The sequence below is a fragment of the Lentihominibacter hominis genome (assembly GCF_014385065.1).
Lineage (GTDB): Bacteria > Bacillota > Clostridia > Peptostreptococcales > Anaerovoracaceae > Lentihominibacter > Lentihominibacter hominis.
Map to the genome: position 1 here is coordinate 484,307 of NZ_JACRTA010000002.1, position 11,939 is coordinate 496,245.

The following is an 11,939-nucleotide window of genomic DNA, read 5'->3' on the forward strand; positions in this document are numbered from 1 at the left end:
TTAAAGTATGAAATTTTTTACAAGGTTAAGTAATAAGGCGAGCATGCGGCTGTAGAGATGTTGCTACTTGAAGTGTCGAAATTGCAACCATATCTTGCTGGAATTTTATCTGTTTAAATGATATTGTTATATTATACAAATGAAAAAAGGAGATATAATGGAATGACTTTTGGAGAAAAAATTCAGAGCCTGAGAAAACAATCAGGACTTTCACAGGAAGAGCTGTCATACCGATTAGGTGTGTCTAGGCAGGCAGTAAGTAAGTGGGAGAGAAATAGCGGATATCCTGAAACAGAGAAATTGATAAAAATGAGTAAACTTTTTAATGTGACTATAGATTATCTGTTGGGAGAAAATAATAGCAGCGTGTGGCAAGAAAAGAATGGTATGTATGTAAGTATGAAAGATGTAAATGGTTTTTTATCATTTCAAAAATTAAAATACCGAAAGATAGGAGCAGCAGCGGGCATATTGACTGCATCTTTTTCTTTAGCATTTATTTCTTTCGAAAGCAATATGATAATATTTATGACATTTGTTATAGTAGGGGCAGTGCTTTTTATTTCTGCAAAAATATCCGGCGATCGATATAGGGAGTTGAATAAAAAAACGCTTTATTTTGATCAGGAAGTCAGAGAAAAGTTGCTTGTTGAATTTGATAGGAAGGATAAATTCATGCAGATGTTGATCCTAACAGGCATGGCCTTTATTGCTGCGGGGGTTCTGGTTTTTCCTCTTATGTCGGTAATTGATAAATACATCTCAGATGATGTTATTTTTGCTTCGGGAGTGATATTAGCCGGAGCAGGAGTATACTTATGTGTATCTGTCTGGGGAGTCATCAAGTCTTATCGTCTGCTTATAATGAATGAAAAAGGTCAGGAGGAACTTTAAGATGAAAAAATTTTTGATTTTGTTTTTTTTGTGTATTCTGTGTCTTTGTGGATGTAATTCACGGGAAAATGTGCACAACATTTCTTTATACAGTGCAGATAAGGAGCAGCAGATAAGTATAAAGTCAGCAGACTCTGTTTTTTCAGATAACATTTCCGACAGTGGTGAAATAAAAAAATTTGTAAATAATTTAAGAATAGAAGATTGGGAACTCAGTCAGCTGCCTGAAAATGCTCAAGAATCCGGAAACTTTACTTTTTTGCAGGAAAAAACAGAAAAAATACTGCAGGCAGAAGCCGATGAAAGATTGTATGAGTTTTTTTCATTTTCGTGTTATAAGGATCTTCCGTATATATCAGTTAAAATAGCTGACTCAGAGATGAATTTTAAAATCTCAGAGGATACAGCCGGCTATCTGAATGACTTTTTAACTGATAAATGATATAAACTTTACATGCCGCAAAACAGCATATATAATATAAAACATAGATAGATGAGAGAGGCATTGACCGTTATAATTTGAAGTCAAATGAATTTATGCTGATGAAGTCATTATCTAAGGGAAATGGAGGAAACAGAGCTGCAAAAGTGGGAAACCGGGCGGTGTCAGTATCATATGTGAGTATTGTGTGGTATGAAACAAGAAATATAGCCGGAAGCAGTGATATGGATCAGGCACTGCTTCCGGTAATTTTTACTCTTGAATAATATATGATTTTACGATTTCGGCATGATATAATATGTGATAATCTTTATTAGCTCCTGTGTTTGAAGAATCTACATTTTGAGGATAAAATCTGGCGGCATCTTCAGGTGGGATCTCCGATGGATCTTGAGCTTGCTTGTATATGATTTTGCATTCTAAAGTAAGAGGATATTCTTTTATGGCAGGAACGTCGATATTCTCAGCAGTTTCTATGGTTAGACCGGCTTCGTTTATTTTATTTGTATTTCGTCCGGATATTGTACCGCATAACCCTATAGCTTTTCTGTCCGTGTTTCCCCATGGTATGTTCAGTGTAAAAAAAGGGTTTTTATCCAGCTGTTCTTTTGTAAAACGTCCCGTTCGTACAAGTGCTACAAATACAGGCTTTCCCCATTCGATTCCGATCATGCCCCATCCTATAGTCATAGAGTTTACTTTTCCGTCGGCTTTTGTTGTAAGTAATATACCTTTGCTCAGCTGATTTGTTATTTCGGATGCATAGTCCAGTGCATTTATTTCTTTTTTCATTGATAATTACCTCCTTATTGATTTGATGGGCTAATTATATAACCGGAAAGAATATATTACAAGAATATGATCCGAAAAGAGCCTTAATATAAGTGAAGCAGAGGTTGATTTATATACGAAAATCATAACACAAAATATTTAAGGAGATTGAGATATGATAAAAATATTATTCATCTGCCACGGCAATATTTGCCGAAGTACTATGGCGGAATTCGTTTTAAAGGATATGGTAGATAAGGCCGGGATTTCTCATGACTTTCACATAGAATCGGCAGCAACGAGCAGAGAGGAGATAGGCAGTGATACAGATCCGAGAACTAAGCGTAAGCTTACAGAGCACGGGATAAGCTTTACGAAGCGATGTGCTCGGCAGATGATGAAAAAAGATTATGATGAGTTTGATTACATAATCGGTATGGATGATGCCAATATCAAAAATATCATGAGAATAACGGGCGGTGACCCTGAAGGCAAAATAAGGAAACTTTTGGATTTTTGCGAAAGAGATGAAAGTATTGCTGATCCGTGGTATACAGGTAATTTTGATGATACTTATGATGATGTGAGGCAAGGGTGTGCGGCGCTTTTGGATCATCTAAAGGAAGCGGTTAAGTAAAATATCAGGTGAAAGGAATACTATAGACATGAAATATATAGAGGTTTTTCCACAGTTTGATGATGTTGTGGGATTTTTTTCTACACAGAGGGGTGCATCGGAAGGATATCCGTATAGCAGAGAGGATGTTTTTGCTGAGGTTGGCCTTAAGGATGCAGCTGTTGTGTGGCCCAAGCAGATACATGAAGACCATATAGCTGTAGTGAGCCGACGTCCGGAGGGGCCAATAAGGATTCCGGATACAGATGGTCTGATAACTGATTTAAAGAATGTACTTTTGACGACGGTGCATGCAGACTGTCTGCCTGTCTATTTTTTTGATCCGGAAAAAGGTGTTATAGGTCTTGTTCATGCTGGATGGAGGGGCTCTGCGGCGTCTATTGCTTCTAAAGCGGCAGAAAAGATGACAGCGGTTTTTGGATGTGAAAAATCAGATATACACGTATATATAGGGCCCGGAATAAGTAAGTGCTGCTTTGAGATAGGAAAAGAGGTGTATGATATATTCAGCAAAAAATCATTTTTTATGGAAGAACTGGCAGATAAAAAGGTTAATGACAGCGGAGAGACGAAATACTATATAGACCTTAAAAGCGTAAACCGAAGGCAGCTTGAGAATATCGGAATAAAGCCTGAAAACATACAGCAGAGTAGCCACTGTACGTGCTGTGAGCCCCGTCTTTTCTGCTCTTACAGAAGAGAGGGAGGCACGGATAAAAGAATGGGCGCTGGGCTTTGCATGATATGATTGCTATTTTTTTCTTGAAGGATTATAATAATTTATGTATACAAAATTAATAAGGAAGGAACTTCAAATGCTTAAAGTAAAAAACCTATCTTTTTCTGTCAGCGAAAAAGGGACGGATAGAAATATATTGTCTGATATAAGTTTTGATGTGAGAAGCGGAGAAATGCTTGTGATAACAGGACCTAACGGAGGAGGCAAGTCAACCTTGGCGAAGGTTCTTATGGGTATAGAAAAAGCTGACTCGGGAAAAGTTATCTTAGATGGTACTGATATAACAAATTATGACATAGATGAAAGAGCTGAAGCAGGGATTGGATTTGCATTCCAGCAGCCGCCCCGATTTAAGGGGATGACTGTGGACAAGCTTATTTCCCTTGCTGCGGGAGAACATAAGAGTGAGGCTGAATGCTGCTCACTTTTGAGCAGAGTGGGACTTTGTGCTCAGGAATATGTCAAAAGAGAAGTTGACAATACTCTTTCAGGCGGCGAGATGAAAAGACTGGAAATTGCTACAGTTCTTGCTAAACCTCATAAACTTTGTATATTTGATGAACCGGAAGCGGGGATAGATCTGTGGAGTTTTTCTATGCTTATACAGCAGTTTGAGGAAATAAAGAAGGATAAAGAGCAGAGCCTTATATTGATCTCTCATCAAGAGAGAATTATGCAAATGGCTGACAGAGTAATGGTCATAGAGGATGGCAAAGTTGCAGGGATAGGAAAAAGAGAAGATATATTGCCGCAGCTTATGAAACAGGGGCCGTCATGCTGTTCATATTTAAAGAGACTGGAAGATATGTAGGAGGATATGGAAGTGGCAGAACTTGATAAAGTAACGCAGGCGATACTTAAATATATAGATGAAGCCGGATTTAAGCAGGAAGGAGCTTTTAATCTGAGGCATAACGGTATGGCTCTATGTCATGGTGACAGTGAGCATATAAAAATCGTCAAAAAAAAGGATAAACCGGGTATAGATATTTACATTGACTCGGAGACGAACGGTGAAGAGGTTCATATTCCTGTGGTTCTCGATGCTTCAGGATTTACTGATAAGGTGTATAATGATTTTCATATTGCCGACGGGGCGAAGGTAGTGATTATAGCAGGCTGTGGTATACATAATGATGGGCATGCTGACAGTCAGCACGACGGCGTACATTCCTTTTTCGTAGGCAAAGGAGCCAATGTCACATATAGGGAGAATCATTACGGGGCCGGTGACGGAGAGGGAGCGAGAATACTGAATCCCGTAACAGAAATATTCATAGATGATGACAGTGTTTTTACCTTGGATACTTCCCAGATAAGGGGTGTCGATTCTACCAAGAGGGAGACTTATGTGGAGCTGGGTAAGAATTCAAAGCTTTTCGTAATGGAGAAGCTTATGACTCACGGCAATCAAATGGCTGAATCCAATATGGAGGTAAGGCTTAATGGAGAAGGGAGTTCTGCGCAGATAATTTCCAGATCGGTCGCTAAAGAAAACTCCGGTCAGATATTCCATCCTGCTGCTGTGGGCAACTCCAAGTGCAACGCACATATTCAGTGTGACTCCATAATCATGGACAAGGCTCAGGTGCGTTCCATCCCTGAGATAAACGCCAAGCATCTTGATGCGGCCATAATACACGAGGCTGCTATAGGAAGAATAAACGATGAACAGCTTATAAAGCTGAGGACTATGGGAATGAAGGCTGAAGAAGCAGAGAACGTTATTATAGAAGCGTTTCTCAATTAATTTACAAGCGGAGTTATATCCGCAGGGGAGGCATAATGAAACTGATTTCTTGGAATGTAAACGGGATAAGAGCGGTTATGGGCAAGGGATTTCTTGAATTTGCCCACAATCAGGATGCAGATATACTTTGTGTTCAGGAGACTAAAATGCAGGAGGGACAGGCAGAAGTACCGCTGAAAAATTATCATCAGTACTGGTGTTCAGCGGAAAGGAAGGGATATTCAGGAACAGCGGTGTTTTCTAAGGAAGAACCCATATCCGTATCATACGGCATTGGGATAGATGAACACGATCGCGAGGGGAGAGTCATAACAGCCGAATATGATGGCTTTTATCTTGTTAATGTGTATGTTCCCAATTCACAGGATGGACTTAAAAGACTTGACTACAGAATGAAATGGGAAGACGATTTTCTGGCGTATTTGAAAAAACTTGAGGAGTTTAAGCCTGTTATCGCGTGCGGAGATTTTAATGTGGCACATAAGGAGATCGATCTTAAGAATCCGAAAACCAACAGAAAAAATGCCGGATTCTCGGATGAAGAACGCGGCAAAATGACTCAGCTTCAGGAAGCTGGATTCACGGACACTTTCAGATATTTTTACCCCGATAAAGAAGGCATATATTCATGGTGGAGCTATCGTTTCAATGCCAGAAAGAATAATGCGGGATGGCGTATTGACTATTTTCTTACGTCAAAGTCTCTGGATGATAAACTGAAAAAAGCAGAAATCCTCACCGATGTTTACGGCAGCGATCACTGCCCTGTATTGCTTGAGATAGAAATATGATATTCTCTACACCATACCGATAAAATGCTGTACCAGCAGCGAGATTACAGCTACGACAAACCAGCAGCATAATCCTAAAATCATAGGCTTCAGACCATTGGTCAGAAGCTTTTTTAGGTTGGTGTTTATTCCTATCGCCGTCATGGCCATAATAATCATGAACTTTCCTACAGCAACAAGTGTCTCGGATACTGATGCGGCAATAGGCAGGAATGTATTGAGTATAGCAGTCAGTACGAAACCGAGAACAAACCAAGGGAAAACTTTGATGAAGCTGAAATTATTGTCATCACTTGCAGTTTCCTCTGTCTTGGAGCGAGAAATCTTATGAGTGGTATATACTGCCAGAACAAGTGTGATAGGCACAATCATAAGTGTTCTGGTGAGCTTTACTATAGTAGCAAAAGCGAGGGCTGTATTATTGCCTGCGGCGCTGCTCCATGAAGCTCCGGCAGCTACTACAGAGCTTGTATCGTTTATGGCGGTGCCTGCCCACATTCCGAAGCCGGTATCACTGAGATCCAAAAGATGGCCCAGAGCAGGGAAGATGAATACAGCAATTATATTGAAAAGGAATATTGTGGAAATAGCTTGGGCTACATCCTCGTCTTTAGCTCTGATAACAGGAGCTGTTGCAGCGATGGCAGAACCTCCGCATATGGAAGTGCCGACACCGATTAAAGTGGTTATATCTCCATCGGTTTTAAGAAGTCTTCCCATAATATAAGCTGTTATAAACGAAGATGTGAGAGTAAACAGCATTACGAGAAGAGACTGGCCGCCTACCTTTATAACGTTAAACAGATTCATCTCAAAGCCCAGAAGTATTATAGAGTACTGAAGTATATATTTTGATGTGAATTTTATGCCCTTTTCCAGCTTTTCGGGTCTTTTGAAAAAGGCTATTATCATGCCTATCAATATACCGAAGACCGGTCCGCCGATTATGGGAAATTTCATTCCCAAAAGCCATGCAGGTATAGCTGTTATAAAGCAGAATATAATACCGATTAATGTTTCTTTTTCAAAAAATTTATTTTTCATGTAATAATCTCCTTTGTTCCACAGAAAATATTAAAACATTTCAGAGATTTTGTAAAGCAGGTTTATAAATAAAAAAGTATTGACATATACCGTACGGGGGTATACTATATAAACGTAACAATAGAGGACAAAGGAGAATCGGTACTGATGGATAATGAGAAAAATTGCTGTCATAAGACAAAGGAAAGGTCACCTCAGGAATATAAGAAACTTATCAACCGTCTGAGCAGAATAGAGGGGCAGATAAGGGGCATTAAAAAAATGGTAGAGGAAGATTCATACTGTACGGATATATTGATACAGGTGGCGGCGGTCAATGCAGCGCTGAACTCTTTTAATAAGGAATTACTGGCAAGTCACATAAAAACGTGTGTGGCAGATGATATAAGAGCGGGTAAGGATGATACTATAGACGAACTCGTTGATACTTTGCAGAAGTTGATGAAATGAGGAGGAGATCATATTGAAACAATATAATGTTACAGGGATGAGCTGCGCTGCCTGCAGCAGCAGAGTTGAAAAGGCGGTGAGCAAAGTTCCGGGCGTCGAGAGCTGTTCTGTAAGTCTTTTGACTAATTCTATGGGTGTAGAAGGCACGGCTTCTCCCGATGAAATAATATCGGCAGTTGAGAGGGCAGGATATGAAGCTGCGGAGAAAGGATCTTCTGACGCTATAAATGATGCGACAGCAGATTCATATGAAAATAATATGCTCAAAGATACGGAAACGCCGGCTCTTAAGAAAAGGCTTATAGCATCAGTATCAGTACTGGCTGTACTCATGTACTTTTCCATGGGAGCCATGATGTGGGGATGGCCTCTGCCGGGATTTTTGGAAGGAAATCATGAGGCTATGGGTATTTTGCAACTCATATTGTCTGCAGTTATCATGGTTATAAATCAGAAGTTTTTTATAAGCGGATTTAAAAGTTTATGGCACAGATCTCCAAATATGGACACTCTCGTGGCTTTAGGATCGGGGGCAGCCTTTGTGTATAGCACATATGCGCTGTTTGCTATGACCGGCGCTCAGATAGATGCGGATATGGATTCAGTAATGAAATATATGCACGAATTTTACTTTGAGTCAGCAGCCATGATTTTAGCTCTAATAACAGTGGGAAAGATGTTGGAAGCAAGGTCAAAGGGGAAGACGACTGATGCTTTGAAAGGTCTCATGAAATTGGCGCCAAAAAGTGCGGTTATTCTTAAAGATGGAATAGAAATGCAGGTACCCGTGAAGCAGGTAAAGAAGGGCGATATATTTGTGGTTCGTCCCGGAGAGAATATTCCTGTGGACGGAGTTGTAAAGGACGGTATCAGTGCAGTAAATGAGTCGGCTCTTACAGGGGAGAGTATTCCTGTAGATAAAGGGCCGGAGGATACAGTTTCAGCTGCTACTATAAATCAGTCAGGCTTTCTCAAATGTGAGGCTACGAGAGTTGGAGAAGATACGACTCTGTCACAGATAATAAAAATGGTAAGTGAAGCAGCTGCTACGAAAGCGCCTATAGCTAAAGTAGCAGATAAAGTTTCAGGAGTATTTGTTCCGGCTGTCATAGCTATTGCTGCGGTTACTGTAATAGGCTGGCTTATAGCAGGGCAGACTATAGGTTTTGCTTTAGCCAGAGGTATATCTGTGTTGGTGATAAGTTGTCCGTGTGCATTAGGACTTGCTACACCGGTAGCTATAATGGTAGGAAACGGAATAGGGGCTAAAAACGGTATTCTTTTTAAAACTGCAGTTTCCCTTGAAGAAACGGGAAAAATGCAGATAGTAGCTTTGGATAAGACGGGGACCATTACAAAGGGTGAACCGAGGGTTACTGATATAGTAGTATCTTCGTCTGTAACGGAAGAAAGTCTTTTGCATTATGCTTATTCGCTTGAGATAAAGAGTGAACATCCTCTTGCTAAAGCGGTGGTTGAGATGGCAGAGGAAAAGGGTGTAAAGGCAGAAGAGGTATCGGAGTTTAAGATTATGCCCGGAAACGGACTGTCTGCCCGAATGAATGGCGCTTTGATTGTGGGTGGAAGTCTCAGCTTTGCACAGAGCAGCATGGGAGTATCTGTTGATTTGAGAAATAAAGCCGACAGACTTGCTCGTGAAGGAAAGACTCCGTTGTTTTTCGGAAAAGACGGTGATGTTTTAGGTATGATAGCTGTTGCCGATGTAATAAAAGAAGACAGTCATAAAGCTGTGAAACAGCTTCAGAATATGGGAATAAAAGTCGTGATGATAACAGGCGACAATGAGCAGACGGCGAAAGCTATAGGAAAGCAGGCCGGAGTGGATCAGGTGATAGCCGGAGTACTTCCTGAAGGCAAAGAAGAAGCGATACGCGGCCTTCAGGAAGAAGGAAAGACAGCTATGGTGGGAGACGGGATTAATGATGCTCCTGCGCTCACAAGAGCTAATATGGGTATAGCTATAGGTGCGGGTACAGATGTGGCTATAGATGCAGCTGATGTGGTACTGATGAACAGTAGTCTTATGGATGTGCCTACAGCCATAAGACTCAGTAGACTGACTTTAAGGAATATACATCAGAATCTATTTTGGGCCTTTATATACAATGTAATCGGCATTCCTTTAGCAGCAGGAGTATGGATACATCTTCTGGGCTGGCAGCTGAATCCTATGTTTGCAGCAGCAGCTATGAGTTTGTCAAGTTTCTGTGTCGTAACTAATGCACTGACATTAAATCTGTTCAATATACGCAATACAAAACATGACCATAAGAGGAAAAATAAACATAAACAAGTAAAAGAGGAGGAAATAACAATGGAAAAAACTATTAGAATTGAAGGAATGATGTGCCAGCACTGCGAGGCGACAGTGAAAAAGACTCTTGAAGAGTTGGATGGTGTAAAGAGTGCGCAGGTAAGCCATGAGAAAGGAACAGCTGTCGTTGATATGGTATCTCCGTTGTCTGATAATGTGCTTAAGAAAGCCGTGGAAGATAAGGATTATAAAGTGACTTCCATAGAATAATTTCTTTAGTTGTTATTTTTTTCAGACACTGTAAATATAATATCTCAGGTGGTGATATTATATGATTATTATGGTGAGAAAAAGAGGTATTCTTAAAATGCTTGGTACTGTAGCCGCGGCAGGGGTATTCGCCGCGGCTCTTTTTGCCGGTGTAAACGTGGCAAAGGAGAAATCTGTAAATACTGTTGCTGACGGAAATTGGGGACTGAGTTTTCAGCAGGAAGGGGAAGCTCCGGTAGCTAATGCTACTGCTGAGTATTTGGCTGAGTATAATGCTTTTTATGCGGAAAAGACAGATAAGAAAGTTCTTTATCTCACCTTTGATGCAGGATATGAGAATGGATATACGGGAAAAATATTGGACGTATTGAAAAAACATAATGTAAAAGCTACTTTTTTTCTGGTGGGGAATTATATAGAAACGAGTCCGGATCTTGTTAAAAGAATGGTAAAAGAAGGACATTTAGTCGGCAATCACACATATACACATCCCGATATGTCTGCAATATCTACAAAAGAGCAATTCGAAAAAGAGCTTAATCAGCTTGAAGAAAAGTATGAGGAAGTCACGGGAGAAAAAATGAAAAAGTATTACCGTCCTCCTCAGGGAAAATACAGTGAATCTAACCTTAAGATGGCTGAAGAAATGGGATATAAAACTATATTTTGGAGCCTTGCGTACGTAGATTGGTATGAGTCTGATCAGCCTACTAAAGAAGAAGCTTTTGATAAACTTATACCAAGACTTCATCCCGGAGCAATAGTTTTGCTGCACAGCACATCCAAAACAAATAGTGAGATACTGGATGAGCTTTTAACAAAATGGGAGGAAATGGGATATGAATTTAAATCTACCGAAGAACTGAAATAGAGATTTTGACTTTCTGCATTAACAAATTGCTGTTAATTTCAGGTATATTATTGTAAAATACATATTAAGAAATATATTTTGATTTGCAGGGAGGAGAAGGCAATGCCATTATTGATACTGTTGGGAATAATTGTTGCTGTAATAGCTACAGTTATATTTAAGATCAATAAGATACAGTCAGACAGATTTATACAGATGGCTAAAAAGGCGAAACAGGCCGATGATGCAAATGATTCGGCTGAAGATAATAATAAATAAGTAACGAAATGGAGTCTCTTTTCATATTATAAATCATGCATATGAAAGGAGATTTTTTTTATGGCAAATTGTAATTGGTGTGCCGGCCGTCCGGCATTTAATATAACATGTGAAAATTGTGAATTTACTAGACCTAATCACTGTGGTTGTGGCTGCGGATGTGAGTCTATAATCCCTGACTGTGGCTGCGGCTGCGGATGTGAGGATGATTATGATTGTGGCTGCGGATGTGGCTGCGGATGTTCGAATTCGAATACAGGAACTGCGTGGACATCTGACAGATGCTGCTCTTCATCTGCAAGCTGTAATTGCGGATGTGGCTGTGGATGCAGATAGTGATCGCTATGGATAAAGCAGCGTGTCTTTATTGAACACGCGCAAATATCAATTGACGGAGCATATGTCAGAGCATATGCTCCGTTTTATAATTTTTGACATTATATATTTGGTTTTATTTATTTATAATTTTGCTGTTCTGTTCAAAAAGTTTGGGAAGCAACAAAAAAACTTGCGCTGATTGCCGGGGCAACAACTGTATGAGAAAAATTAGTGTAACATTGTTATGGGTAGAAACATATTCCTTGTCCGTCTCTTGTACAAGTTGAGTTGAGAATGAGGAAGTTAAGTATGTTTTATAAGAGAATGTCGTGTAAAGCCAAATTGTATTTTTTGTTATCTGTTGTTATTGTCATATGCATATTTTGATGACAGTGCAGCATCTACAGGCGATAATTCGAATATTATGAT

Annotated in this window: 15 protein-coding genes; 13 read left to right on the top strand and 2 right to left on the bottom strand. The window is 39.8% G+C overall.

The genetic code is table 11. The features are described 5' to 3' along the window. Positions 1–162: 162 nt before the first annotated feature. The 3 genes from H8692_RS07560 to H8692_RS07570 all read left to right on the top strand — a co-directional run bounded on the left by H8692_RS07560 (position 163) and on the right by H8692_RS07570 (position 1,602). Positions 163–894: a helix-turn-helix domain-containing protein gene (locus H8692_RS07560; RefSeq protein WP_187525361.1), complete on the top strand. Its 732-nt coding sequence runs from the start codon at positions 163–165 to the stop codon at positions 892–894. A gap of 1 nt (position 895) precedes the next feature. After that, complete coding sequence (locus tag H8692_RS07565) at positions 896–1,336, top strand: hypothetical protein (protein WP_177268011.1); 441 nt, start codon at positions 896–898, stop codon at positions 1,334–1,336. Positions 1,337–1,437: 101 nt separating this feature from the next. Continuing rightward, the gene (locus H8692_RS07570) at positions 1,438–1,602 is read left to right on the top strand and encodes a hypothetical protein (RefSeq protein WP_177267994.1); all 165 of its coding nucleotides are present in this window, start codon (positions 1,438–1,440) and stop codon (positions 1,600–1,602) included. Here H8692_RS07570 and H8692_RS07575 read toward each other — a convergent pair. Then, on the bottom strand, positions 1,589–2,128 hold the full coding sequence (locus H8692_RS07575) for a flavin reductase (RefSeq protein WP_177267991.1): 540 nt from the start codon (positions 2,126–2,128) through the stop codon (positions 1,589–1,591). The two genes, H8692_RS07570 and H8692_RS07575, sit on opposite strands and share 14 nt — an antisense overlap. A gap of 154 nt (positions 2,129–2,282) precedes the next feature. On the opposite strand from H8692_RS07575, the gene H8692_RS07580 reads away from it, so the two are divergent. The 5 genes from H8692_RS07580 (at position 2,283) to H8692_RS07600 (ending at position 6,024) form a co-directional block, all read left to right on the top strand. After that, positions 2,283–2,744 carry a low molecular weight protein-tyrosine-phosphatase gene (locus tag H8692_RS07580; protein WP_177267989.1) on the top strand — a complete coding sequence of 154 codons (462 nt, stop codon included), beginning with the start codon at positions 2,283–2,285 and terminating at the stop codon, positions 2,742–2,744. Positions 2,745–2,772: 28 nt separating this feature from the next. After that, the gene (gene pgeF, locus H8692_RS07585) at positions 2,773–3,492 is read left to right on the top strand and encodes a peptidoglycan editing factor PgeF (protein WP_187525362.1); all 720 of its coding nucleotides are present in this window, start codon (positions 2,773–2,775) and stop codon (positions 3,490–3,492) included. A gap of 67 nt (positions 3,493–3,559) precedes the next feature. After that, a complete protein-coding gene (locus tag H8692_RS07590; RefSeq protein ID WP_177267985.1) occupies positions 3,560–4,294 on the top strand; it encodes an ABC transporter ATP-binding protein in 735 nt (244 codons plus the stop codon). A gap of 6 nt (positions 4,295–4,300) precedes the next feature. Then, the gene (locus H8692_RS07595; RefSeq protein WP_207722969.1) at positions 4,301–5,233 is read left to right on the top strand and encodes a SufB/SufD family protein; all 933 of its coding nucleotides are present in this window, start codon (positions 4,301–4,303) and stop codon (positions 5,231–5,233) included. Between the two features lie 35 nt (positions 5,234–5,268). Next, entirely contained in the window at positions 5,269–6,024 is a 756-nt protein-coding gene (locus tag H8692_RS07600; RefSeq protein WP_177267983.1) for an exodeoxyribonuclease III, read from the top strand. Between the two features lie 6 nt (positions 6,025–6,030). Here H8692_RS07600 and H8692_RS07605 read toward each other — a convergent pair whose 3' ends face one another. After that, on the bottom strand, positions 6,031–7,068 hold the full coding sequence (locus tag H8692_RS07605; RefSeq protein ID WP_187525363.1) for a YeiH family protein: 1,038 nt from the start codon (positions 7,066–7,068) through the stop codon (positions 6,031–6,033). 147 nt (positions 7,069–7,215) lie between these two features. Here H8692_RS07605 and H8692_RS07610 point away from each other — a divergent pair, with 147 nt between their 5' ends. The 5 genes from H8692_RS07610 (at position 7,216) to H8692_RS07630 (ending at position 11,528) form a co-directional block, all read left to right on the top strand. After that, positions 7,216–7,518, top strand: coding sequence for a metal-sensing transcriptional repressor (locus tag H8692_RS07610; protein ID WP_177267979.1), 303 nt, complete (start codon positions 7,216–7,218; stop codon positions 7,516–7,518). 13 nt (positions 7,519–7,531) lie between these two features. Further along, positions 7,532–10,063 (top strand): heavy metal translocating P-type ATPase, encoded by a 2,532-nt coding sequence (locus H8692_RS07615; protein WP_187525364.1) that lies wholly within the window; start codon positions 7,532–7,534, stop codon positions 10,061–10,063. Between the two features lie 70 nt (positions 10,064–10,133). Continuing rightward, on the top strand, positions 10,134–10,934 hold the full coding sequence (gene pdaA, locus H8692_RS07620) for a delta-lactam-biosynthetic de-N-acetylase (RefSeq protein WP_243206940.1): 801 nt from the start codon (positions 10,134–10,136) through the stop codon (positions 10,932–10,934). Positions 10,935–11,036: 102 nt separating this feature from the next. Next, entirely contained in the window at positions 11,037–11,192 is a 156-nt protein-coding gene (locus tag H8692_RS07625; RefSeq protein WP_177267973.1) for a hypothetical protein, read from the top strand. Between the two features lie 60 nt (positions 11,193–11,252). Continuing rightward, the gene (locus H8692_RS07630; RefSeq protein WP_187525365.1) at positions 11,253–11,528 is read left to right on the top strand and encodes a hypothetical protein; all 276 of its coding nucleotides are present in this window, start codon (positions 11,253–11,255) and stop codon (positions 11,526–11,528) included. Positions 11,529–11,939: the final 411 nt, after the last annotated feature.

Excerpts from the sequence above, each read along its gene's own strand:
- H8692_RS07580 (WP_177267989.1), top strand. The coding sequence starts at position 2,283 with ATGATAAAAATATTATTCATCTGCCACGGCAATATTTGCCGAAGTACT.
- H8692_RS07575 (WP_177267991.1), bottom strand. The coding sequence starts at position 2,128 with ATGAAAAAAGAAATAAATGCACTGGACTATGCATCCGAAATAACAAAT.
- H8692_RS07590 (WP_177267985.1), top strand. The coding sequence starts at position 3,560 with ATGCTTAAAGTAAAAAACCTATCTTTTTCTGTCAGCGAAAAAGGGACG.
- H8692_RS07630 (WP_187525365.1), top strand. The coding sequence starts at position 11,253 with ATGGCAAATTGTAATTGGTGTGCCGGCCGTCCGGCATTTAATATAACA.
- pdaA (WP_243206940.1), top strand. The coding sequence starts at position 10,134 with ATGGTGAGAAAAAGAGGTATTCTTAAAATGCTTGGTACTGTAGCCGCG.
- H8692_RS07595 (WP_207722969.1), top strand. The coding sequence starts at position 4,301 with ATGGAAGTGGCAGAACTTGATAAAGTAACGCAGGCGATACTTAAATAT.
- H8692_RS07560 (WP_187525361.1), top strand. The coding sequence starts at position 163 with ATGACTTTTGGAGAAAAAATTCAGAGCCTGAGAAAACAATCAGGACTT.
- H8692_RS07605 (WP_187525363.1), bottom strand. The coding sequence starts at position 7,068 with ATGAAAAATAAATTTTTTGAAAAAGAAACATTAATCGGTATTATATTC.
- H8692_RS07570 (WP_177267994.1), top strand. The coding sequence starts at position 1,438 with ATGAAGTCATTATCTAAGGGAAATGGAGGAAACAGAGCTGCAAAAGTG.
- H8692_RS07625 (WP_177267973.1), top strand. The coding sequence starts at position 11,037 with ATGCCATTATTGATACTGTTGGGAATAATTGTTGCTGTAATAGCTACA.
- pgeF (WP_187525362.1), top strand. The coding sequence starts at position 2,773 with ATGAAATATATAGAGGTTTTTCCACAGTTTGATGATGTTGTGGGATTT.
- H8692_RS07565 (WP_177268011.1), top strand. The coding sequence starts at position 896 with ATGAAAAAATTTTTGATTTTGTTTTTTTTGTGTATTCTGTGTCTTTGT.
- H8692_RS07600 (WP_177267983.1), top strand. The coding sequence starts at position 5,269 with ATGAAACTGATTTCTTGGAATGTAAACGGGATAAGAGCGGTTATGGGC.
- H8692_RS07610 (WP_177267979.1), top strand. The coding sequence starts at position 7,216 with ATGGATAATGAGAAAAATTGCTGTCATAAGACAAAGGAAAGGTCACCT.